Below are 23,469 nucleotides of genomic sequence, written 5' to 3' on the forward strand. Positions count from 1 at the left end.
CTACCGGGAACGCATATGCGTGAGTCGGTGACCAGCGCCGGTATCGGGGCCCTCGTCACGGTTGCGCTGTCGTTTATCCCCTTCTCGTCGGTGGCCGGCGGCGCCGCCGCCGTGGCGAACCACGGGGGCGGCTACCGGACCGGGCTCTGGCTGGGAACGCTCGCCGGCGTCTTCGCGATGGTCCCCTTGCTCGTCCTTTTCGTCCCGGCGCTGTACATCGCCGGTCGCCTGGGGTTCGGAATCCCGCCGGGAGCGCCCGGATACGAGCTGTTTCTGGCGCTCGTGTTCGGCTTCTTTCTGCTGTACACCGTCGGCCTGAGCGCTCTGGGTGGCCTCGGCGGCGTTTGGGTATCGGGACACACTGACTGGAAACTAGACGCCGACCGCTGGCTCTGAACCCGCCTGAACCGGCCGCTTCAAGACATTTGGCATACCATTCAAGCGTGTTCGACACTAACGTAAATCGATGTCAAAGACGCCGCCCGGACCGAAGGGCGAACCGCTGTTCGGCAGTAGTCGCACGTACGCTCGGGACCCGTTCCGGTTCATTTCGGCGCTGGAGCGGGCATACGGAAACGTCGCCCGTTTCGACATGGGGCCGATGGACACGGTCATGCTGTGTGACCCGACGGCGATCGAGCGCGTGCTGGTCTCGGAGGCCAACCGGTTCCGCAAGCCCGACTTTCAGGGGGACGCGCTGGGGGACCTGCTGGGCGACGGACTGTTGCTGAGCGAGGGCGAGACGTGGGAGCAGCAGCGAAAGCTCGCAAACCCCGCCTTCTCGATGGCGCGGCTCTCGGGGATGGCCGACCGCATCACCGGCCACGCGGAGGACCGCATCGCCGACTGGTCTAACGGCGACGTCATCGACGCCGAGCGGTCGATGACCCGGGTCACACTGGACGTGATTTTGGACCTGATGATGGGCGTCGAGCTCTCAGAACAGCGGGTACAGACCATCGAGGAGCAACTGCTGCCGCTGGGCCAGCGGTTCGAGCCGGACCCCATCCGCTTTGCCATGCCGCAGTGGATGCCGATGCCCGACGACGCCGAGTTCGACCGCGCCGTGCGGACGCTGGACGAGGTGCTTGACGACATCATCGCGGTCCGCGAGAACTCGCTTGGGACGGACGAAGACGGACCGATGGACTTCCTGTCGGTGCTCCTGCGTGCTCGCGACGACGGGAAGCAGTCGCCCGACCAGCTCCGCGACGAGATGATGACGATGCTGCTCGCGGGCCACGACACGACGGCGCTGACGCTGACCTACACCTGGTTCCTGCTGTCTGAACACCCCGAGGCCGAACAGCGGGTCCACGAGGAACTGGACGCCGTCATCGGCGACGACCGGCCGGGGATGGAACACGTCCGCGAACTTGACTACCTCGAATGGGTTATCCAGGAGGCGATGCGGCTCTACCCGCCAGTGTACACCATCTTCCGGGAGCCGACCGAGGACGTGACTCTGTCGGGCTACGAGGTCGAGGCGGGGACGACGCTGATGGTCCCACAGTGGGGCGTCCACCGCTCCGAGCGGTTCTACGACGACCCCGAGACGTTCGACCCGGAGCGCTGGAGGCCCGAGCGAGCCAGCGAGCGCCCCCGGTTCGCCTACTTCCCGTTCGGTGGCGGGCCGCGCCACTGTATCGGGAAACATCTCGCCATGCTGGAAGCTCAGCTCATTGTCGCAACCACCGCCAGCCAGTACCGACTGGAGTTCCAAGGGGAGACGCCCTTGGAACTGCTGCCGTCGCTGACTGCCCATCCCCGCCAGGACATGTTGATGCGCGTGCAGGAACGGTAACGCGGACCTCGGCACAACCACTGCGGCGACGCCTGCCACAGCCCGGGCCCGACGTGACAGGGATTCGGTCATCAGCTATTTACTTCACAACCCCGTGCATGCTTGCAACAACGGCGGACCCACGCGTCTCTCCGGTGACCGGTTTCAGCTGGCGGTCACTGCAGCGAGACCACGCTTACAGCCGCCCATCTCACTATCATGACTCCGCCAAAGAACGTCACAGGCTACAACCGTCCCGCCTTGTCTGTGGCGGCCCTGCGACCAGGTCCGTCCCGGGACGGTCCCCTGAATTCGAACGGGTCACCGCATGACGTCTGACACCGGGGTCGAAGGGACGGACGGAATCCGAGTCCTCTACGTCGGCACCGACTCGGGCGACGCCGGGACGCTGTCAACGGCTCTCGAACGCGAGAGCGACCGTCTCACGGTCGAAACGGTGAGCACCGGCGCCGACGTTGCGGCGAGACTGGCTGACCGTGCCGTCGACTGCCTCGTCTCCGACTACGACCCGCCCGAACAGAACGGTATCGAGCTACTGGAAACGGTCCGCGACGAGTACCCGGCCCTCCCGTTTATAATCTACACCGCCCGGGGGAGCGAGGCGGTCGCCAGCGAGGCGATTTCGGCCGGTGTCACGGACTATCTCCGGAAAGAACCAGGCGTCGAACAGCACGCCGAACTGGCGACCCGAATCACGGACGCCGTCGAGCACCACCGCTCGAAGCAGGCGACCACCGAGCAGAACCGCGCGCTCCAGAGCTACGAGCGGATGGTCAACTCCATGCAGGAGACGGCCTGCATCTACGATGCCGAAGGGCGGTTCGAAACCGTCAACGAGGCGCTGGCGGAGTGGTACGACACGACACGTGCCGACCTGGAAGGCCGGACCAGCGAACTCGTTCCGCGTGTTCGGGCCGAGGGCGAGACAGACCGTTACCAGGAACTGCTCGACGGCACGCGGGACGAACTCAGCGGCGAGATCGAGGCGGAGTTCCCCGGCCACGGACACGCGGTGGTCGCGTATCAACTCACGCCGCTACTTGTCGCCGGCGCCATCGACGGCGTCGTCTGCGTGGCGCGCGACGTTACCGACCGGAAAGAGCGCGAACGGAAGCTCCTCCGGAACAAACGCGCGATGGACGAGGCCCCGGTCGGCGTCACTATCACTGACCCCGGCCAGCCGGACAACCCGCTGATATACGCCAACGACCACTATCGCGACCTCACTGGCTACTCGCTCCCGGAATTGCTCGGGGAGAACTGCCGGATGCTTCAGGGCGAGAACACAGACCCGGAGCCCGTCGCCACGATGCGGGACGCAATCGACGCAGAGGAGCGCGTGACGGTCGAACTCCGGAACTACCGGAAAGACGGGTCCGAGTTCTGGAACAAGATCCGGATCGCGCCGGTGCGCGACGACGACGGGGCAGTCGTCAACTACGTCGGGTTCCAACAGGAGGTCACGGAGCGGAAACGCCGCGAGAGACGGTTAGAGGAGACGTCGTCACGGCTCGAGGCCCTCTTCGAGAACTCACCGGACATGATCGACGTGCTCGACGCGGACGGAACGATCCGCGACGTGAACCAGCGGTTCTGCGCGGAGTTGGGGTACGACGAAAGCGAGGTGCTCGGGCGGTCAATCTGGGAGTTCGACCTCAAGTTCGACGCCGAGGACGTGCAGACACAGCTTTCGGGGTTCAGCGTCCACGAGCGCCGCAAGTTCGAAGGGCTGTACGAACGCCGCGACGGGTCGACGATGCCCGTCGAGGTCCATCTGCTCCGCCTGAGCCTCGACGGCGAGGACCGGTTCCTGGCGATCAGTCGCGATATCACGGACCGCAAGGAGCGCGAGCAGGAACTCGAACGGCAGAACGAACAGCTCGAACAGTTCGCCAGCGTCGTCAGCCACGACCTGCGGAACCCGCTGACCGTCGCGCGCGGCCGGCTCGAACTCCTGCGTGAGGAGTCCGACAGCGAGCACGTCGACGCCATCGACAGCGCACACCAGCGGATGGATACGCTCATCGACGACCTGCTCACGCTCGCACGCGACGGCGCGTCGCCCGCGTCGCTCGTCTTGCTCGACCTCGAACCGTTCGTCCAGACGTGCTGGCAAAACGTCGATACGAAAGCCGCGACGCTCCGAACTGACATAGACCGGTCCATCCGCGCCGACGAGAGCCGCCTCAGACAACTGTTCGAGAATCTCATCCGAAACGCGGTCGAACACGGCGGCGACGACGTGACCGTGACCGTGGGCGAACTGGCCGACGGGTTCTACGTCGAGGACGACGGCCCTGGCATCCCCGAACCCGACCGCGGAGACGTGTTCGACGCCGGCTACTCGACGGCGGTCGAAGGGACCGGGTTCGGGCTGAGTATCGTGAAACAGGTCGCCGAGGCCCACGGCTGGCCGGTCCGCGTCGGCAGCGGCACCGACGGCGGCGCGCGCTTCGAGTTCACTGACGTCGACACCATTTCCGGATAGTGTCCCGACCGTCGACTCCGAAAACGCCTAACGCCCTGGGTGCACACGAGCGGGTATGGTCACGTCGAGCGCTCCCGGGAAGGTCTACCTGTTCGGGGAGCACGCGGTCGTCTACGGCGAGCCGGCGGTGCCCTGCGCAATCGAGCGGCGAGTGCACGTGACGGCAACCGAGATCGACGAGGGATTGCGCATCCACGCGAACGACCTGCAACTGGACGGCTTCACGGTCGAGTACTCCGGCGACGGGGAGAGCCGTCCGGACGTGGACGTCGCCGAATCGCTCGTCGAGGCGGGCATGGGATACGTCAACGAGGCGGTGGCACAGGCCCGTGACGCGGCCGACGCGCCCGAGGCGGGCTTCGAGATATCCGTCGAGGGCGACATCCCGCTCGGGGCGGGGCTGGGGTCGTCGGCCGCGCTCGTCGTCGCCGCGATAGACGCGGCGACCCGGGAACTCGGTGTCGAACTGCCGACAAGTGAAATCGCCGACCGCGCCTACCGGGTCGAACACGAGGTGCAGGACGGGCAGGCCTCGCGGGCGGACACGTTCTGCTCGGCCATGGGCGGGGCGGTCCGCGTTGAGGGCGACGACTGCCGACGGCTGGACGGCATCGACACTCTCCCCTTCGTCATCGGCTACGACGGCGGGGCCGGCGACACCGGGGCCCTGGTTGCCGGCGTCCGAGACCTCCGCGAGGAGTACGACTTCGCCGCCGACACCGTCGGGACAATCGGCGATATCGTCCGCGAGGGCGAGGCGGTGCTGGGAACGGGCGACCACGAGCGGCTCGGGGAGCTGATGGATTTCAACCACGGACTGCTCTCGGCGCTTGGCGTCTCCTCGCGGTCGCTGGACTCGATGGTGTGGGCGGCCCGCGACGCCGACGCGCACGGCGCGAAACTCACCGGGGCCGGCGGCGGCGGCTGTATCGTCGCGCTGGACGAGACGGACGACGCGCTCACGGCGCTGAAGTACACACCGGGGTGTGAGAGCGTCTTCCGGGCCGAACTGGACACCGACGGGGTCCGGCAGGAATGACGGTCGTCCTCAAACTCGGCGGGAGCGTCATCACCGACAAGGACGAGCCCGAGACGGTCGACCGGGCCGCCCTGTCGGACGCGGTGTCTGCCGTCGCCGAGTCGACGGTCGGCGACGACATCGTCGTCGTTCACGGCGGCGGGAGCTTCGGTCACCATCACGCCGCCGAATACGGGGTCAGCACGACCGAGGGGACCCACGACGTGGACGGTGTCCGGGCTATCCACGGCGCGATGTGTCGGCTCAACGCCGCTGTCGTGGACGCACTCACCGACGCGGGTGTGCCGGCGGTTCCGGTCCACCCGTTCTCGGCGGCCGCACGCGACGCCGACGGCGACCTCTCTTTGCCGACGGCACAGGTCACGACGCTTCTCGGCGAGGGGTTCGTCCCGGTTCTCCACGGTGACCTCGTCGCACACGCCGGTGCGGGCGCGACGGTCCTGAGCGGCGACGAACTGGTCGTCGAACTCGCGCCCGCCGTCGACGCGGACCGCGTCGGCGTCTGTTCGACCGTTCCCGGCGTCCTGAGCGAGGACGGGACCGTCATCGACCGCATCGCGTCGTTCGAGGCCGTAGAATCGGCACTGGGCGGGAGCGACGCGACGGACGTGTCGGGCGGGATGGCGGGCAAGGTCCGTGCGCTGCTTGCACTCTCGGTCCCCGCCGCCGTGTTCGGCCCCGACGCGCTCCCCGCGTTTCTCGCCGGTGATACTCCGGGGACGACTATCACTGGTGATGCTGCCAACTGATAGGACCGTTTTCGCCGTCGCTGATGGGAATTCAGCGTAGAACGCGATTCGAACAGTAGCGGGTCACAAGTGACTGATTCAGCGGTATCCGTGCCCGCCGCTGACAGACTGGTAAACTAAATATCACTTCCTCGACCGTCGTAACATATTTGTCCTCTGTTATCAATTATGCGACTATGTCTGCAGTAGGCCTGACCGACGTCTATCGATACGGAACGAAGTTTCTCGGTACATTACTTGTCGTCGCCGGCGTCGGTGGCGGCCTCATCGTTGCAGGGGCCGTGCTGATACAGAACGGGTCGCTCGGTTCGCTCGCGGGGAACGCGGGCTATCGTGCAGTCCTCGGCATCGTCGTCGGCGCGCTCGGCGGACTCCTGTTGCTCTCGGGCTTGCTCGGCCTGGCCCACAAGCTCATCGCCGACGCGACGATGGCGGGCACACTCGCCGCCCAGACAGCACAGCGGGATGGGATCGGTACGGGAGCCGGCAGTTCCCCGGCGAGTGACCGAGACGCAACTGAGACAACCGATGGTAGTGTTGCGCCCGCCGCCCAACCGGCCGCGGACTCCGACGAACCGACGCCGGAGCCGACCGAGCCCGAACCACAGGTTTCCCAGGAGACAGAGCCGGCCGAGGAGCCGGCGGCTGTCGAGCCAGCGACGGCCGAATCCGGGGTGTCGGAGCCGGTCGCTGACTCCGACCCGGACGCCGACGCCGCCGGTGAACCGGGAATACGCGCGTCCACACAGCAACACACTGAACCGTCCGGCGGAGCAGCGGCGTCTGATGTCGCCGAGGCTGCAGCGGCCGAGGCTGAGGACGCTCCGGCGACGGCGGCGGATGACGATGCCGTGGCGGCAACGGATGACACTCCGGTGACGACGGCTGACGACGCTCCGGACACAGCGACAGACGACGCTCTGATGACGGCGGCCGAGGATGACCCGCTGGCAGATGCCCCACCTGTGGATGCTGACTCGCTCGCAGCCGACGACACACCGGATACCGCGTCGACCGACGACACACCGGAGACAGCGTCAGCCGAGGACACGATGGCCCAGGCGACAGACGAAGACGCGACGGAGCCAGCCCCAGCGGAGCAGGACGAACAGCCGTCGAACCAACAGCCGGCGGAAACCGTTGCCGGGCCGGACCCTGAGACGGCGGACGACACTTCCGCCGCGGAGCCGTCCTCGGCGGATTTCTCCGCCGACTCGGAAACGGCGTCCCAGTCCGAACCCGGCGAGCAGTCCGACCGAGACCTGCTCGCGGAGGACTCCGGCGAGGAGTCGGAGACGAGCACGGAGCCACAGGAATGGACCCCGCCGGACCCTGCGGAGTTCGACACAGGGAGCGAGGAACCCCCGGCCGAGGACTGGAGTACCGACGAGCAAGCGCCAGCCGACGAGTCAGCACCGGACGACGGCTGGGCGAGCGGAGTTGAAGGCCACAGCGAGCCAACCGGCTCCGACACCCCGGACGCTGACGAGGGGGACCAGGACGTCGTGCCAGCGGACACTCGACTGTTCGACGAGTCCAGCGAGCCGGACACGTCCGGCGGGCCGCGGACGACGGACGACCTGTTCGGCGGCGGCGATACCGAGCAACCCGACTCCGGGGCCGAGGAACGCGTCCAGGGCGAGACGGAGGCTCAGGACGCCACGACTGACGCCGAGGACTCGACGCTCGCGGACGAGGGTATCACTGGCTTCGACGTCTCAAGCGACGACGACCCGCTCTCGGACGCCTTAGACGACGAGTAGCGACGAACCCACACCGTTTTAAGAAGCGCCGTTGTACACCGGAGTAACCGAGCGCACGGCCGCTCGCGGACTGCGGTTCGGCGGCCGGCAGACGGCGGATGTAAGTTGCGGGACGGGAGTCCCTCCCACTGCGGTTGCACAGGCTACGGGCGTACCCGACTGGCCTGGAGCGCCGACGCGGACAATGTCGCCTACATTGCAGATACCGTCGTTGCCGTGCCCCACCGGATGCCCGCGGCCGGCTTTCCACTCGGAGCTACAACCATGGAAGTCGAAATTGCGACAATTGGCGGTTACGAGGCTGTAGGCCGACAGATGACGGCCGTCCGTGCAGGGGACGACGTCGTCATCTTCGACATGGGCCTGAACCTCTCGAAGGTACTGATTCACGACAACGTCGAGACGGAACGGATGCACTCGCTGGACCTCATCGACATGGGTGCCATCCCGGACGACCGGGTCATGTCCGACCTGGAGGGCGACGTGAAGGCTATCGTGCCGACACACGGTCACCTCGACCACATCGGCGCGATATCCAAACTCGCCCACCGCTACGACGCCCCCATCGTCGCGTCGCCGTTCACCATCGAACTCGTCAAACAGCAGATCAAAAGCGAGGAGAAGTTCGGCGTCCAGAACGACCTCGTCAAGATGAGCGCCGGCGAGACGATGTCCATCGGCGAGCGCAACGAACTGGAGTTCGTCAACGTCACCCACTCCATCATCGACGCCATCAACCCTGTCCTGCACACGCCGGAAGGCGCAGTCGTCTACGGGCTGGACAAGCGGATGGACCACACGCCGGTCATCGGCGACCCAATCGACATGAAGCGGTTCCGCGAGATCGGTCGCGAGGGCGAGGGTGTCCTCTGTTACATCGAGGACTGTACGAACGCCGGCCGGAAGGGACGCACGCCCTCCGAGAACGTCGCTCGAACCCACCTCAAAGACGTCATGACGAGCATCGAGGACTACGACGGCGGTATCGTCGCCACCACGTTCTCCTCGCACATCGCTCGTGTGAAGAGCCTCGTCGAGTTCGCCGACGACATCGGCCGCCAGCCGGTGCTGCTTGGCCGCTCGATGGAAAAGTACTCCGGTACCGCCGAACGGCTCGACTTCGTCGACTTCCCGGAAGACCTGGGGATGTACGGCCACCGGAAGTCCGTCGACCGGACCTTCAAGCGGATCATGAACGAGGGCAAGGAGAACTTCTTCCCCATCGTCACCGGCCACCAGGGCGAGCCACGCGCGATGCTCACCCGGATGGGCCGCGGCGAGACGCCCTACGAGCTAGACGACGGCGACAAGGTGCTGTTCTCGGCCCGGGTCATCCCAGAGCCGACAAACGAGGGCCAGCGCTACCAGTCCGAGAAGCTCCTGGGCATGCAGGGCGCACGCATCTACGACGACATCCACGTATCGGGCCACCTCCGCAGTGAGGGCCACTACGAGATGCTCGACGCGCTCCAGCCCAAGAACGTCATCCCGGCCCACCAGAGCCTCGAAGGGTTCGCGCCGTACGTCGACCTCGCGGAAGACATGGGCTACAAAGCCGGACGGGACCTCCACATCACCCGCAACGGCAACATGATCCAGCTCACCGAGTAAATCGATGTCCGAACGCCATCAGCAGGTCGAAGACGCGATTGTCGCCCGACGGGACCGGGTCAACGACGCCCTTCCCGAGGACCTCCCGGTCAAGAAGCCGGCCCACCTCTACGAGGCGTCGCGCTACCTGCTGGACGCGGGCGGGAAACGGCTCCGTCCGACGGTCCTGCTGCTGGTCGCGGAGTCGCTGCTCGATGTCGACCCGCTGACGGCAGACTACCGTGACTTCCCGACGCTCGAGGGCGGGCAGGCCGATATGATGTCGGCCGCCCTCGCCATCGAGGTCATCCAGACGTTCACGCTCATCCACGACGACATCATGGACGACGACGCGCTCCGGCGGGGCGTACCAGCCGTCCACAAGGAGTACGACCTCTCGACGGCGATTCTCGCCGGCGACACGCTGTACTCCAAAGCCTTCGAGTTCCTGCTCGATACGGGCGCGGCCCCCGAGCGGACCGTCGAGGCGAACAAGCGACTCGCGACGACGTGCACCCGTATCTGTGAGGGGCAGTCCCTCGACATCGAGTTCGAGCAACGCGACGTCGTCACGCCCGAGGAGTACCTGGAGATGGTCGAACTCAAGACGGCCGTGCTGTACGGCGCAGCCGCCTCGATTCCGGCCACGCTGCTGGGGGCCGACGAGGAGACCGTCGACGCCCTGTACAACTACGGGCTCGACGTGGGCCGCGCGTTCCAGATTCAGGACGACCTGCTGGACCTGACGACCCCCTCCGAGAAACTGGGCAAGCAGCGAGGCTCTGACCTCGTCGAGAACAAGCAGACGCTGGTGACGCTGCACGCTCGCCAGCAGGGCGTCGACGTCGGCGGCCTGATCGACACGGACTCCGTCGAAGCCGTCTCGGAGGCCGAAATCGACGCCGCCGTCGAGCGCCTGCGAGAGGTCGGCTCTATCGAATACGCCCGCCAGACCGGGCAGGACCTCATCGCAAGCGGCAAGCAGAACCTCGAAGTCCTGCCGGACAACGAGACCCGCTCCCTGCTCGAGGGCATCGCGAACTACCTCGTCGAGCGCGACTACTGAAAATGGCCCGGACCCGGCGAGCCTTCCTCGCCGGCGTCACCGGACTTTTCGCCGGCTGTGGAACGTCCAGCCGGCGGACCGCGACGCCACGCCCGACAGCGACGGTGACCGGCACCACTGAGACGGTTCGCTACACGCATCTGCGGCCGTCCGGCAACCGCCGTGTCCGTGGGGCGGGCCGGTTCGATACTGTCGACCCGATAGACCTCCCCATCGAGGGCCAGCCGGAGTGGCTCGCCGGACTGCCGGTCGAGAGCGGGAGCCTCTGGGTCGCCGTTCCGGAGGCAGGAACTCCTGAGGCGGTCCGGGTGAGTCAGGACGGGGCCGAATCGGTTGCCATCGAGCCGGACCTGCCGGCAGGCCAGCCGCCGGCCGTGGCTGTCCAGGGCAACGACGTTCAGTTCATCACGGCCGACGAGACAGGACCAGACACCCACGCCGTGCAGTTCCCCGACGGGACCGTGGCGACAGTCACGGAGTCCGGGGTCGTTCTGGTCGATGGCGACCTGCTCATCGGGGACGCGCTTCCCGACGCCAGAATCGTCTACCGGGACGGCACCGCCGCTGTTCTCGCCGGCGCGACACAGCGATACGAGCACGGGGCGCTCGGTGACGAGGTGGAGGCCAGCGCTATCGTCCTGTTTGCCGCGGACGGCAGCGGCTCCGTCCGCCAGCGGGTGCCGCTCCTCGAACCGGTCGTCGTCGAAGGGACGGCACCGATTCTCGCCGACATCGACGACGACGGCGACCCGGAGATAGTCGTCACCGTCACCGGCCCCGACGAGGGTGCTCGGGTGGTCGCCTACGGGCTGGACGGCGAGCGCGTCGCGACTGGGCCGGCAATCGGGACGGGCTTTCGCTGGCGCCACCAGCTCTGTGTCGCGCCGTTTACCCCCGACGGACCGCCGGAAATCGCCGTCGTTCGCACCCCACATATCGGCGGGACGGTGGAGTTCTACCGCCTCGACGGCGGTCGGCTCTCAGTCGCGGCCCGCCACGACGGCGTCTCCTCGCACGCGTTCGGGTCGCGTATCCTCGACGGTGGGCTCGCCGGCAATCTGCTGGGCGACGGCCGACAGACGCTCGTCGTTCCGACCCAGGAGCGCCGCCGACTCGTCGCGCTCCAGCGAACGGACGGCGTTCGGCAGGTGGCCCAGCGCGACATCGGTGCGTCGCTCACCTCGAACGTCGCGGCGACGCCGACCGGCGACGGCGGCCTGAGCGTCGCCGTCGGCCGGAGTGACGGTGTCGTTCGGGTCTGGCAATAGGCTGTTTCAGGGAGTTTCCGGCCCTGGTCAGCTACTAAGACCTGCCAGTCCGTAGAGGCGCCCGTGACCCGGTTTGTCCTCTACGGCGGTAAGGGCGGGGTCGGCAAGACGACTGTCGCGGCGGCGACCGGCTACCGGCTGGCAACAGCGGGCCACGAGACGTTGGTGGTCTCTACAGACCCGGCCCACTCCCTGGCCGACGCCGTCGAGACCGAGGTCGGCGGCGACCCGACGGAGATACAGCCGGGGCTGTGGGGCGTCGAGGTCGACCCACAGACCGGCATCGACCGCTACCGGTCGCTGTTCGAGGCGCTGGCGGCCGAGTTCGACGACGCCGGTATCCGGCTGGACGAGGACGAAATCGCCGACCTGTTCACCACCGGTGTGATGCCCGGCAGCGACGAGCTGGCGGCTATCGAGGGCATGGCGACGTACGTCGAGAGCGACCGCTGGGACCGGGTGGTGTTCGATACCGCCCCGACCGGCCACACCCTCCGCCTGCTCGACCTGCCGTCGGTGATGAGCCGCGGCGTCGCGACGGCGATGGACCTCCGGAATCAGGTCCGCCGGAAGGTCAACACCGCCCGGACGATGATGTTCGGCCCGATGGCGCGCCGGCGCGACGACGGCCCGGACGATTTCACGGCGATGCGCGAGCGGATGGAGCGGGTCGGGACGGTCCTCCGGGACCCCGAACAGACGGCGTTCCGGGTTGTCACCATCCCCGAGACGATGGCCGTCCGCGAGACGGAGCGACTGGTCGAGAAGCTCCGTGAGTTCGAGGTGCCGGTGACGACGCTGGTCGTGAACAAGGTCATCGAGGACGCCGGCGACTGCCAGCGCTGTCTGGGGAAGCAGGCAGTTCAGGAGGAGGCTATCGCACAACTCCGGGCGTCGCTGCCCGGACTGGATATCTGGACGGTTCCCGACCAGTCCGGCGAGGTGACCGGTCTCGACGCGCTGGACCGAGTCGGGGACTCGCTGGGTGCTGTGGAGTGACTGCTCCTCGGTTGCGGGCGAATTAGCCCGCGTAGAATACACAGTCGATGTGCCGACTGCTCAGTTGCGGAGGTTCGTGACTTCCATCACAGTCTGTAGGATTTCAGTCTCGAAGTCGCTATCCGCGACGACAAGTTCGTCGCCTGTCGAGCGGGCTGTGGCCGCGATTAGCATATCGGTAGTTGCCAGTCGGTCCCCGTCGGTCAGTAGTTCGTCCTGAAGACGTGCGGCCTCAACTGCGATGGGTTCGTTCAGGTCGAGGGGCTGCACGTCCGAAAACTCTTGTCTGACGCCCAGTACGTCGGTCTCACCGCTCCCGAGGCGGCCGTTGATATACTCGAAGGCACAGATCGTGGACGTGTACCATGGCCGTCCATCGTCGAGATACTCGACAACGTGTTCGTCTCCTTGCTGGTAGGCGATAATTGCTGAAGTATCGAGAAACATTACCGCTCGCGGCCTTCCCGTACAATCTCCATCGCTTTCTCGGCTTCGTCGTCAGACAGTGTCCCCGGAGACATCCCGTCACCAGTCGACGCAACGATTCGGAGCAAGAACTCATCCCACGTTTCGTCTTCCCGTTTCGCCTCGTCGAGCCTGTCTTTCGTCTCGGTGTCGATGGGAATGGACGTTCGGCTCATGTGAATTCCTAATGAATTTCCCGGACATCAGTGTTTGCACTGTACTGAGTGAACCGTCGGGGACCACGGGGTCTGTGAACTGTTTCACCGCGACCTGCCTCAGTAGCTAGCCGAACCCGACGGCGTTTTGACCCTCCCAGCCGCAGGTCCCGGTAATGGACGACGAGCTGCGAGACCGGATCAGGGAGGCGGCGGAGACGAACGCCCTCCTCAACGCGGTCAAACACGACAGCGAGGCACAGGTCGGGGCGATAATGGGGCCGCTCATGGGCGCAAACCCCGAGTTCCGCGAGCACGGCGACGAGATTCCCGGCGTTATCGCGCCGGTCGTCGAGCGGGTCAACGGGATGAGCAGTTCGGAACGCCGCGAGCGGCTTGCCGAACTCGCTCCGGAAAAGCTCGAAGACCTGGAGAGCGAGGACGAGGGCGAGGACCACCCGCTGCCGGACCTGCCAGACGCCGAGGAGTACGACACTATTCGGATGCGGGTCGCGCCCAACCCCAACGGCCCGTGGCATATCGGCCACGCGCGGATGGCCGCCGTCGTCGGCACGTACAAGGAGCGCTACGACGGGGAGTTCGTCTGCCGCTTCGACGACACCGACCCCGAGACGAAGCGTCCCGACCTCGACGCCTACGACGCGATTCTGGACGCCATCGACTATCTCGGTTTCGAACCGGATGACGTCGTCACCGCAAGCGACCGGGTCGAGACGTACTACGAGTACGCCCGCGAACTCATCGACAAGGGCGGGGCCTACACCTGCTCGTGCCCGCAGGGAGAGTTCTCCGATCTAAAGAACAGCGGCGAGGCCTGTCCACACCGAGAGAAGGACGCCGAAACGACGCGCTCGGAGTTCGAGGCGATGGTCGACGGCGAGTACGACAGCGGCGAGATGGTGCTGCGGGTCCGGACCGACATCACCCACAAGAACCCCGCGCTCCGGGACTTCGTCGCGTTCCGGATGGTCGACACGCCCCACCCGCGTGAGGAGGCGGCGGAGTACCGCTGCTGGCCGATGCTGGACTTCCAGAGCGGGCTCGACGACCACCTGCTGGGCGTCACCCACATCATCCGCGGCATCGACCTGCAGGACTCCGCGAAGCGCCAGGGGTTCGTCTACGACTACTTCGACTGGGAGTACCCCGAGGTCATCCACTGGGGCCACGTCCAGGTCGACGCCTACGACGTGCCGCTGTCCACGTCGAGCATCGCCGAACTCATCGAAGAAGGGACGCTCGCGGGCTGGGACGACCCGCGAGCGCCGACCGTCGCCAGCCTCGAACGCCGGGGCATCCGCGGCGAGGCCGTCGTCGACGCGATGACCCAACTGGGCACCTCCACCTCCAACGTCGACCTCGCGATGTCCTCGATCTACTCGAACAACCGCGACCTCATCGACGACGAATCGGACCGGGCGTTCTTCGTCCGGGACAGCGACGACCACGGCGGACTCGTCGAGCGACACATCGTCGGCGGGCCGGACGCCGGCGAACCGCCGCTGCATCCGGACCACGAGGACCGCGGTCGCCGCGAGATTCCGGTGGCCAGCGGCGTGGTCGTGGAGGGTGACGACCTGCCGGGCCACGGCGAGCGGATCTGGCTCAAGGGATACGGCTGCGTGCGTCACACCCGCGACGCCTTCGAGTACACCGGCGACGACATCGACGCCGTCCGCGAGGAGGGCGTCGACGTGATTCACTGGGCGCCGGCCGATGGTCCGCGGCTCCGCCTGCGGACGATGGACGGGGACGTGGCAGGCCTCGCCGAGCCCGGACTGCTCGACTACGACGCCGACGACGTGGTTCAGTTCGAACGCATCGGGTTCGCCCGCCTCGACGAGGTGGCCGAGGACGCCGCCACGGAGTCCGTCGCGTACTTCGCACATCCCTGACCGCCGTCAGGACGGCTCCCCTGTCGATTCTCCGCTCAGGTTTCAGTTTCGCTGTCGGTAATCGTCCGCTCCCAGCCGTGGGCTTCGGCAATCGTCCAGACTATCGACAGGCCGGACCCGGTCTTTTCCTCGTCCGTACTGTAGCCGGATTCGAGGACGCCCTCGCGGGAGTCGACGCCGGCGGGGCCGAGGCCTCGCTGGGCGCTGGCAGTGTCGACACAGCATCCAGCCCCGACTCCGAGGGTGTCGAGAGCGAATAGCGCCGGGCTTAAGCCCGCGACGGCCCGACCGTCGTCCGTGACAGACCGCGCTCCCGAGTCGGTAACCGTCAAGCGCGATATCCCGTTTCACGAGGTCGACGGCGAGACGCTGACGCTCGACCTGTACGACGCAGCGGCGGTCAGCGGCCCGAAACCGGTGGCCGTGCTCGTCCGCGGCGGCGCGTTCACGGTCGGCGACAAGGGCGAGTTCGCCCGGCACGCGCTCGACCTTGCAGCGGACGGCTTCCTCGTCATCGAACCGCAGTACCGCCTCGCGCCGGAGTGGACGTTCCCGGCGGCGCTGGTGGACGTGAAGGCCGCTGTCGAGTGGGCCCGGACGGAGGGAGAGAGCTACGGGGCGGACACGACCCGCATCATCGGCGTTGGCCACTCGGCGGGCGCGAACCTCGTCCTCCTGGCCGCCCTGACGGCGGACGAGCCCGGGTTCGAACCGGAACTGTACCCCGGCGCGTCCTCGGCGCTGTCGGCCGCCGTCGGCTACGCGGGCGTCTACGACTTCCACGCGCTCGACACCGCCACCGACGTTCCGCCGGGCGAGGGCCACCGGGCGTACCTCGGCGGCGGGCCCGACGACGAGCCCGCGGCCTACGACCTCGCCTCGCCGGTCGCACAGGTGGGTATCGACGCGCCGCCGGCGCTGTTGCTCCACGGCACCGAGGACGACGTCGTGCCGCCAGCCCAGTCCGAACTGCTGGCCGACGCGCTCGGGCCGATGACCGACGTGGTCCAGGAGACGGTGCCGTCCGACCACGGCTTCCCGTTCCACGGGGCCCACTACGACGACGTGTACGAGCGGACCGTCGAGTTCCTCCGGCGAGTCGGCGTCGCCGGTCCGGACACCGCCGAGGCGACCGGTAACGGCGAGGACGCTGGGCTGCCCGGCGGCGACCTGTCGGGACCGACAGACCGTCTCGACGACTTCGGAGCGGCGGACCCTCGGAGCCCGAACGGACCGGATCACCGTGACGAACCGGGGTTCTGACGGGCAGGTCGAAAAGTTAAGTAGCTCGGATAAGTGAGATAAGATACCAATGGCCATAGACCCGGAGTTCGAGGAGAACCGCGACGTTGTCGAACAGCACGACGGGCACAACGTCTGGGGGCCGGTCGACGAGCCCGAGGAACTGGGCATCCACGGGACACACGTCGCCGTCGACTTCGACATCTGCATCGCCGACGGCGCGTGTCTGGAGGACTGCCCCGTCGACGTCTTCGAGTGGGTCGACACGCCGGACCACCCGGAGAGTGAAATCAAGGCCGACCCCGCCCACGAGGACCAGTGTATCGACTGCATGCTCTGTGTCGATGTCTGTCCGGTCGACGCCATCGACGTTGACCCGGGCCGTGCCGGTCGTATCTGAAGCTATCAGAACCTACTGTCTCCGCGGGTTCGAAGCCTTCTACGCCGAGAATACGAGCGGTCTGTAGCCGCCAGGCCGTGAACACACTGCGTGCTGTCAGGACGTTCCCATCCCTGGGACAGCGATGCCGACCTGTCACACAGAATTGTAAACATACATTTATAATAGATTCTTGTGTGAGATACACTCACGAGGGTCGTGATAGCATGAATACTGTCGTTATGACAAAAGGCGTTCCGGACTTCCGCGAGGGACAGGTATCGTTCGACGAGGAGGGCCATCTCGAACGGGGCAAGACACCGACGGTGATGAACCCCAACGACAAGCACGCGCTCCGCGCGGCGTTCCAGACGAAAGTCCGCAACGGCGGGCACGTGTCGCTGATGAGCATGGGACCGCCGGGGTACAAAGAGGTCCTGCAGGAGGGGATGCGGGACGTGTACGCGGACGACCTGTATCTCCTCTCCGACCGCGAGATGGGGGCCGCGGACACCTGGGCGACCGCGATGACTGTCGCCACCGGCCTGCAGAAACTCGAGGAGCAGCCCGACCTGGTGTTTGCGGGGTTCAAGACGGCCGACGGCGAGACCGGCCACACCGGTCCACAGACCTGCTGGTGTCTGGACTGGCCGATGATCACCCACGTCCTCTCGCTCGACATCGACGAGGACGCCGGCACCGTCCGGGCGAAGCGTCTGGTCGACGGTGACATCTCCGAGATCGAAACTGTCGAGGCGCCGATGCCGTGTTTCATCGTCGCGGACCCCGAGTTCGAACCGACCTACCGGAAGGCGAGCCACCGGCTGAAACACAAGGACCTCCGCGAGGCGACCCAGGAGCGGGCCGAGGAGTACGAGGAACTGCTGACGGTCTGGGACCACGAGGACCTCAACCTCGACCCGGACTACATCGGCCTCGACGGCTCGCCGACCATTGTCTCCGGTGTCGACCCGATTCCGAAGGCTCCCTCCGAGCGCGAGGCGACGGTCATCGAGGCCGACGGGAGCGAGACGCTGGAACCGGTACTGGACGAACTCACGCCGTATGCGGCGGGTGACTGATTATGCCTGAAATCGACCCCACAGAACACGAGATAGCCGAGTTAGGCCCGAAGATCAAAGACGTCGACGACGCGGACGAACTGCGGGCGATGCTGGAGCTGGAGGAAGACGGCGAGGACCGGGTCCCCGTCAAGACGCTCATCGAGGACCGCATCGAGAAAGTCGAGGACGAGGGCGACGGCGAGATGGACCCGGAAACCGTCGACCTCTCCGAACTCACCGTCGCTGACGTGGCGAACATGGTGCGAGAGGTCGACGACGCCGACGTGCTCCGGGACCTGCTCGAACGCGAGAAAGCGGGCGAGGACCGGAAGACAGCGAAGTCCCAGATAGAGAGCCGTATCGAGTCCGTCGAGGGGACCGAGCAAGCCGAGGGCGAGGAGGTAACGGAAGTCGAGTACGTCCCGCCGGAGGAGAAGTACCCCGAACTGGACCACCCGACCAACGACAAGCAGTGGGTCGAGGGAACTGTCGGGGCAGAGTACCGCGACATGTGGGTGTACTGCGAGACTCAGGCCGGCGAACTCGTCGACGTGTCGAAGGAGATGCTCGGGAAGGCCCGGGAGCTGATGGACGCGTACAACGAGGACTACAGCGCGGACGAGCGCGTCGTCGCCGTCCTCATCGGAGCGGATGCGAGCGACCACGTCGAGGACGTCATCGCCTACGGCGCGGACCTCGTCGTCTACCACGAGGACGACCGCCTGGACCGCTTCCGCCACCAGCCCTACACCGGAATCTTCTGTGACATGGCTCGCGCCGGCGGCGACCTCGCCGCCGAGGGCCGCGAGGACGTCGCCTGGAAGGACTACCACGAACCGCGCTACACAGTCTTCCCGGCGACGAACAACGGCCGGGACCTCTCTGCGCTCGTCCAGGGTGAACTCGACTCCGGGCTGGCCTCGGACTGTTCGGGGCTGTACATCGAGAACGCGATGATATCCAACCCCGCGAAAGTCGGTACCGCCGGCGACAAGAAGGAGTTCGAGCGCGTCCTCCATATGAAGCGCCCGGACTTCTCCGGGTTCGAGTACTCGACGATCCTCTGTATCGACAAGCCAAACCGGGACTTCCACCCGCAGGGGGCGTCCGTGATTCCGGGGAGCTTCGAGATGCCCGACCCCGACTACGAGCGCGACGGCGAGGTCGTCGACTACGAGATGGACCTCGACGAGGCGTGGTTCCAGGTCGACATCGAGGAGTACGACCGCCTCTCCGGCGGCGTCGACCTCACCGGCAACGACGTCATCGTCGCCGTCGGCCGCGGCATCGGCGACGACCCGACGCGGGGCATCGAGCAGGCGCTGGACCTCGTAGACGCCTTCGAGGACGCCGACCTGGGGCTTTCCCGCGGGGTCATCACCTCGTCGTACTCCTTCGACGGCCACGTCGAGCAGTACGTCACCGAGGAGCGCCAGATCGGCGAGTCCGGGCAGGAAGTCGAACCCGACGTGTACATCGCGGCGGGCATCTCCGGCGCGATCCAGCACAAGGTCGGCTGCGACGAGTCGGACACGATAATCGCCGTCAACACCGACCCGGACGCCGACATCCGCGACTTCTCGGACTACCTCATCGAGGGCGACCTGTTCGAGGTGCTGCCACAGCTGGCCGAGGCAGTCGAAGCCGGCGAACTGGGTGCGATGATGGAGGTCAGCGATGACTGACGCCTACGAGGAGTACGAGGCGGTCGTCGTCGGCTGTGGCCCGGGCGGGGCCGCCGCGGCGGCGACCCTCGCCCGGAACGGCGTCGAGACGCTCGTCCTCGAACGCGGCGTCGACGCCGGCTCGAAGAACGTTTCGGGCGGGCTCATCTACGCCGAGGAGTCGGCCCCCTACACTATCGACGGGCTGTTCCCGGACTTCCGGGAGGAGGCGACGGAGCGACCGGTGACGGAGAACGTCATCCACAACATCGCCGGCGACAAGGTGAAGTCCTTCGACATCGGCGACCTGCATCACCACGACACGGCGTGGGCCGACGCAGTGCTCCGCCGGAAGATGGACTCGTGGCTCGCCCAGCAGGTCCACGAGCGCACCCGGGAGACCGGCGGCGGCCTGCTGACCGAGGTCCACGTCACCGGTCTCCTCCGAGAACGGGGCGAAATCGTCGGCGTGACGACCGAGGAGCTGAATCCCATCAAGGCCGACATCGTCGTGGCGGCTGACGGCGTCAACTCCGAACTCGCCCGGGACGCCGGGCTGATGGACTGGGAAGAGCCCGAGGAGTGGTTCCAGGGCGTCAAGGCGGTCGTCGACATGGAGCCCGACCTCATCAACGACCGCTTCGACGTGGCCCCCGACGACGGCGCGGCCCACCTGTTCTCGGGCGACCTGTTCGACGGCGTCCGCGGCGGCGGCTTCCTCTACACCAACGAGTCTTCGCTGTCTATCGGCACCGTGTTCCACCTCGACTCCATCGCCGAGGAACGGGCCGAGCCCCACGAACTGCTCGACAGCCTGCTCACGCACCCGCTCATGGCCCAGTGGCTCGGCGACGAGTACGACGAGCGCGAGTACAGCGCGAAACTGGTCCCGGACTCGAAGAAGGCGGCCCACCCCTCGCCGCACAAGGACCGGCTGGTGCTGGTCGGCGACGCCGCCGGTCAGATGCAGGCCCAGGGCCCGATCATCAAGGGGATGAACCACGCCGTCACCGCCGGGGCGCTGGCCGCCGAGGCGTTCGCCGACGCGAGGGCGCGTGACGACCCGTCCGTGGCCGGCGAGCTGTACGAGAAGAAACTCCACGACGAGGGCGTGATGGACAAGCTCCGGCCGACGGGGTACAAGGTGTTCGGACGGCTCGGCGAACTCGGTCCCGTCGACGACCTCTCGAACGCTATCGCCGACTCCGCCGTCGGCCGCTTCGGGGTCCGCGCGGCGGGCGGACTGCTCGAACGGGCCTACAGCTCGCCGCGCATGGTGTCGATGATTCCCGACACCAAACTGCCCTACGTGACGCTGCCGACGGTCATCGCGGAGGAACTGGGAGAGCCCGTGACCGACGAGAACACCGTCTCGCCACCCGACCTGGACGACCGAATCGGCGACCTGACCTACGACGTGGGCGACCCCCACATCGAACTGGTCGACAAGTCCTTCGAGGCGTCCGGCACCGCCGTCACGGCCTGCCCGGTCAGCGCCGAGGACTTCGGCGGGGGCTGTTACCGCGACGAGATGGTCCAGACCAACGGGAGCCAGGAACACCTCGTGAGCCTCGACACCCAGCCCTGCGTCGAGTGTGGCACCTGTGCCATCGTCGCCGACACAGAGTGGGAACACCCCGCTGGCGGCAAGGGCGTCGAGTTCAAACAGGGGTGACCCGTTCGGTGACGGGCGGCCAGTACCACGACCGGGTTCGGGCGCTCGCTCGGCGCGCAGAGGCGGTCCGTGAGTCCCTGGACCCCGACCCGCCCGACGAGGAGCGGGCGATGGAACTCCTCCGGGAGGGGTTCGGTCCGACGGTGGCCCTGTACTGCGAGGCCCGTACCGGTGGGTCGTGGGTCCGCTTCTCCGAAGCGGAGTTCGAGCGACTGGAACGGACGATGAACGACTGGCTGGACTGCTACGCCGCCTGCTACGGCGTTGAGTTAGCCGGCACCTACAGCGTCAGAGCGGCCGCAGAGCTGCTCGTCGACACGCACAACGCCCGTGACGTGGCGGTGCTCCTGACCGGCGTTCCGGAGCAGTAGTTGCCGTTTACCGAGAAGTGCATGGTTTTTGATAAAAGACTAAGTACTGTCTCGTGATAGCGACTAGCATGGAGCTAACAGAGCCACTGCAGTTCGACCACGAGGACCGGCGGGATATCTACGAGTACGTTGAATCACACGGGTCCGTCGAGCCGAGAGCCGCCCGGACGTCGCTGCAGATGGACCCACGACCGTTCGGCCACCACGTCGCCCTGCTCAAACGCGACGGAGTACTGGAGGACGTTGACGGGGAACTCCGCGTTGCCTACAACGACACCGCCGAGGTAGAGTTCGAGGCCGACGACATCGAGTTCACCATCCGCCAGGCGCGACAGGAGGACCTGACAGGTCTCGTCGGGGCCATCCGGGCCGCCATCGGCGGCGGCGAGTACGTCAACGCGGAGACCGTGGCCGACGTCGTCGACTCCGAAGGTGTCCTGCTCCGGCACAACGAACTGGAGTCGCGCATCTTCTTCGTCGCCTGCATCGACGACGACGTGGTCGGCTGGGTCCACCTCAAACACCCCGAAGCCGCGAAGCTCAGCCACACGGCCGAGCTGACGCTGGGCGTCCTCGACCGGTATCGGGGCCACGGTATCGGGTCCCAGCTTCTCGCCCGGGGAACCGAGTGGGCGGCGTCGAACGGCTACGAGAAGCTGTACAACTCCGTCCCATCGACGAACGAAGACGCGATCCAGTTCCTCGAAGCACACGGCTGGGACACCGAAGCCGTCCGCGAAGACCACTACAAGTTCGGCGACGAGTACGCCGACGAGGTGATGATGGAGATCGACCTCTAACGCCGACCTAGCGCCCGAATCGTCTCCCGGGCCAGCTCCCCGTCGACCTGCTGTGGCACAGTCAACAGAAGCCGGTCGAGGACGTCCCTGTCCGCTATTGCGTCTCGCTTCTCCCGTGCCTGTTCCGGCGTCCCCGCGATTCCGAGGTCAGCCGTCATCTCGTCAGTGACGAGTTCCGTCGCCTCGCCGCGGTCACCCGCCTGCCAGGCGTCGGCGATGCGCTCCGCACGGTCCGGATACGCCTCAGCGACGGCCCGGCGGTATCCGTCGCCGCTGCCGACGTAGTAGGCAATGTGTTTCCGGAGTTCCTCGGTCGCCCGGTCGGCGTCCTCGTGGACCACTGCCGGAACGTACGGTGCGACGGTGATTTCGCCCGGGTCGCGGTCGGCATCGCGTGCGGTCTCGGCGATGTAGTCGAACGCCGACTCGAGTTCGGAGAACGGAACCATGTGGGGCAGCCAGCCGTCGGCGAGCCTGGCGACGACCCGCCTGTTCGCCGGCCCGAGCGCGGCGTGGTACACCGGTACGTCGCGGTCTAACGGCGGAACGCCGGTGACCGACACCACCTCGCCGTCGTAGGTCACCCGCTCGTCGCTCGTCATGAGCTGTTTGACGATGTCGATGGTCTCGTGGGCGCGACGGACCGGCCGCTCGAACTCCATGCTGTGCATGTTCTCGATTGACCGGGCTGTACTCGTTCCCAGTCCCAGCACCGCCCGACCGTCCGAGACTCTGTCGAGGGTCGTCGCTGTCATCGCCAGCACGGCCGGCGACCGCGAGAAGACGTTGAGTATCGCACTGCCGATTTCGATGTCGTCGGTCCGGGTCGCGATGTCCGTGAGTTCGACGACGGAGCTTGCACCCCACAGTTCGTTCAGCCAGACCGAGTCGTAGCCGCACTCCTCGGCCTCGACAGCGAGGTCGATTGTGCTGTGGTCCTCGACGCGTGGCACGACGACTCCCAGATGCATA

At 66.7% G+C, this 23,469-nt stretch carries 21 protein-coding genes and 1 pseudogene; 18 read left to right on the forward strand and 4 right to left on the reverse strand.

The window, feature by feature from the left end:
- The first annotated feature begins 15 nt into the window (after positions 1-15).
- From KZ498_RS07035 to KZ498_RS07080, 10 genes are all read left to right on the forward strand, one after another.
- Positions 16-396, forward strand: coding sequence for a DUF5518 domain-containing protein (locus KZ498_RS07035; RefSeq protein WP_312617965.1), 381 nt, complete (start codon positions 16-18; stop codon positions 394-396).
- A gap of 70 nt (positions 397-466) precedes the next feature.
- Positions 467-1,804: a cytochrome P450 gene (locus KZ498_RS07040; protein ID WP_312617967.1), complete on the forward strand. Its 1,338-nt coding sequence runs from the start codon at positions 467-469 to the stop codon at positions 1,802-1,804.
- Positions 1,805-2,111: 307 nt separating this feature from the next.
- The gene (locus KZ498_RS07045; RefSeq protein ID WP_312617969.1) at positions 2,112-4,292 is read left to right on the forward strand and encodes a PAS domain S-box protein; all 2,181 of its coding nucleotides are present in this window, start codon (positions 2,112-2,114) and stop codon (positions 4,290-4,292) included.
- 55 nt (positions 4,293-4,347) lie between these two features.
- On the forward strand, positions 4,348-5,331 hold the full coding sequence (mvk, locus tag KZ498_RS07050) for a mevalonate kinase (RefSeq protein WP_312617970.1): 984 nt from the start codon (positions 4,348-4,350) through the stop codon (positions 5,329-5,331).
- A complete protein-coding gene (locus KZ498_RS07055; protein WP_312617971.1) occupies positions 5,328-6,080 on the forward strand; it encodes an isopentenyl phosphate kinase in 753 nt (250 codons plus the stop codon). Before mvk ends, KZ498_RS07055 begins: the two co-directional genes overlap by 4 nt.
- A gap of 176 nt (positions 6,081-6,256) precedes the next feature.
- Positions 6,257-7,843 carry a hypothetical protein gene (locus KZ498_RS07060; protein WP_312617972.1) on the forward strand — a complete coding sequence of 529 codons (1,587 nt, stop codon included), beginning with the start codon at positions 6,257-6,259 and terminating at the stop codon, positions 7,841-7,843.
- Positions 7,844-8,107: 264 nt separating this feature from the next.
- Positions 8,108-9,454 (forward strand): ribonuclease J, encoded by a 1,347-nt coding sequence (locus tag KZ498_RS07065; RefSeq protein ID WP_312617973.1) that lies wholly within the window; start codon positions 8,108-8,110, stop codon positions 9,452-9,454.
- Between the two features lie 4 nt (positions 9,455-9,458).
- Positions 9,459-10,499, forward strand: coding sequence for a geranylfarnesyl diphosphate synthase (gene idsA3, locus KZ498_RS07070; RefSeq protein WP_312617974.1), 1,041 nt, complete (start codon positions 9,459-9,461; stop codon positions 10,497-10,499).
- Positions 10,500-10,501: 2 nt separating this feature from the next.
- Entirely contained in the window at positions 10,502-11,767 is a 1,266-nt protein-coding gene (locus tag KZ498_RS07075; protein WP_312617975.1) for a hypothetical protein, read from the forward strand.
- Between the two features lie 63 nt (positions 11,768-11,830).
- Positions 11,831-12,766 (forward strand): ArsA family ATPase, encoded by a 936-nt coding sequence (locus tag KZ498_RS07080; protein WP_312617976.1) that lies wholly within the window; start codon positions 11,831-11,833, stop codon positions 12,764-12,766.
- A gap of 60 nt (positions 12,767-12,826) precedes the next feature.
- On the opposite strand, the gene KZ498_RS07085 is transcribed toward KZ498_RS07080, so the two are convergent.
- Positions 12,827-13,213 (reverse strand): PIN domain-containing protein, encoded by a 387-nt coding sequence (locus tag KZ498_RS07085; protein WP_312617978.1) that lies wholly within the window; start codon positions 13,211-13,213, stop codon positions 12,827-12,829.
- Entirely contained in the window at positions 13,213-13,407 is a 195-nt protein-coding gene (locus KZ498_RS07090; RefSeq protein ID WP_312617979.1) for an antitoxin VapB family protein, read from the reverse strand. Before KZ498_RS07090 ends, KZ498_RS07085 begins: the two co-directional genes overlap by 1 nt.
- Positions 13,408-13,562: 155 nt before the next feature.
- On the opposite strand from KZ498_RS07090, the gene KZ498_RS07095 reads away from it, so the two are divergent.
- Positions 13,563-15,302: a glutamate--tRNA ligase gene (locus KZ498_RS07095; protein WP_312617981.1), complete on the forward strand. Its 1,740-nt coding sequence runs from the start codon at positions 13,563-13,565 to the stop codon at positions 15,300-15,302.
- A gap of 47 nt (positions 15,303-15,349) precedes the next feature.
- Here the strand turns inward: KZ498_RS07095 and KZ498_RS24675 are convergent.
- Positions 15,350-15,469, reverse strand: a pseudogene (locus KZ498_RS24675) (sensor histidine kinase); the annotation flags it as partial.
- A gap of 130 nt (positions 15,470-15,599) precedes the next feature.
- Here KZ498_RS24675 and KZ498_RS07105 point away from each other — a divergent pair.
- The 7 genes from KZ498_RS07105 (at position 15,600) to KZ498_RS07135 (ending at position 22,497) form a co-directional block, all read left to right on the forward strand.
- Positions 15,600-16,565, forward strand: coding sequence for an alpha/beta hydrolase (locus tag KZ498_RS07105; RefSeq protein WP_312617983.1), 966 nt, complete (start codon positions 15,600-15,602; stop codon positions 16,563-16,565).
- A gap of 49 nt (positions 16,566-16,614) precedes the next feature.
- Positions 16,615-16,944 carry a ferredoxin family protein gene (locus tag KZ498_RS07110; RefSeq protein WP_004963273.1) on the forward strand — a complete coding sequence of 110 codons (330 nt, stop codon included), beginning with the start codon at positions 16,615-16,617 and terminating at the stop codon, positions 16,942-16,944.
- Positions 16,945-17,150: 206 nt separating this feature from the next.
- Positions 17,151-18,005 (forward strand): electron transfer flavoprotein subunit beta/FixA family protein, encoded by an 855-nt coding sequence (locus tag KZ498_RS07115; protein ID WP_312617987.1) that lies wholly within the window; start codon positions 17,151-17,153, stop codon positions 18,003-18,005.
- Positions 18,006-18,007: 2 nt separating this feature from the next.
- The gene (locus KZ498_RS07120; RefSeq protein ID WP_312617989.1) at positions 18,008-19,672 is read left to right on the forward strand and encodes an electron transfer flavoprotein subunit alpha/FixB family protein; all 1,665 of its coding nucleotides are present in this window, start codon (positions 18,008-18,010) and stop codon (positions 19,670-19,672) included.
- Positions 19,665-21,326 carry an FAD-dependent monooxygenase gene (locus KZ498_RS07125; protein WP_312617990.1) on the forward strand — a complete coding sequence of 554 codons (1,662 nt, stop codon included), beginning with the start codon at positions 19,665-19,667 and terminating at the stop codon, positions 21,324-21,326. The genes KZ498_RS07120 and KZ498_RS07125 overlap by 8 nt, the downstream gene beginning before the upstream one ends.
- The gene (locus KZ498_RS07130; RefSeq protein ID WP_312617992.1) at positions 21,323-21,697 is read left to right on the forward strand and encodes a hypothetical protein; all 375 of its coding nucleotides are present in this window, start codon (positions 21,323-21,325) and stop codon (positions 21,695-21,697) included. Before KZ498_RS07125 ends, KZ498_RS07130 begins: the two co-directional genes overlap by 4 nt.
- Positions 21,698-21,765: 68 nt before the next feature.
- On the forward strand, positions 21,766-22,497 hold the full coding sequence (locus tag KZ498_RS07135; RefSeq protein ID WP_312617994.1) for a GNAT family N-acetyltransferase: 732 nt from the start codon (positions 21,766-21,768) through the stop codon (positions 22,495-22,497).
- Here the strand turns inward: KZ498_RS07135 and KZ498_RS07140 are convergent.
- Positions 22,494-23,468: an LLM class flavin-dependent oxidoreductase gene (locus KZ498_RS07140; protein WP_312617995.1), complete on the reverse strand. Its 975-nt coding sequence runs from the start codon at positions 23,466-23,468 to the stop codon at positions 22,494-22,496. The genes KZ498_RS07135 and KZ498_RS07140 overlap by 4 nt on opposite strands.
- Position 23,469: the final 1 nt, after the last annotated feature.

The organism is Haloarcula sp. 1CSR25-25 (genome assembly GCF_032027985.1).
GTDB lineage: Archaea > Halobacteriota > Halobacteria > Halobacteriales > Haloarculaceae > Haloarcula.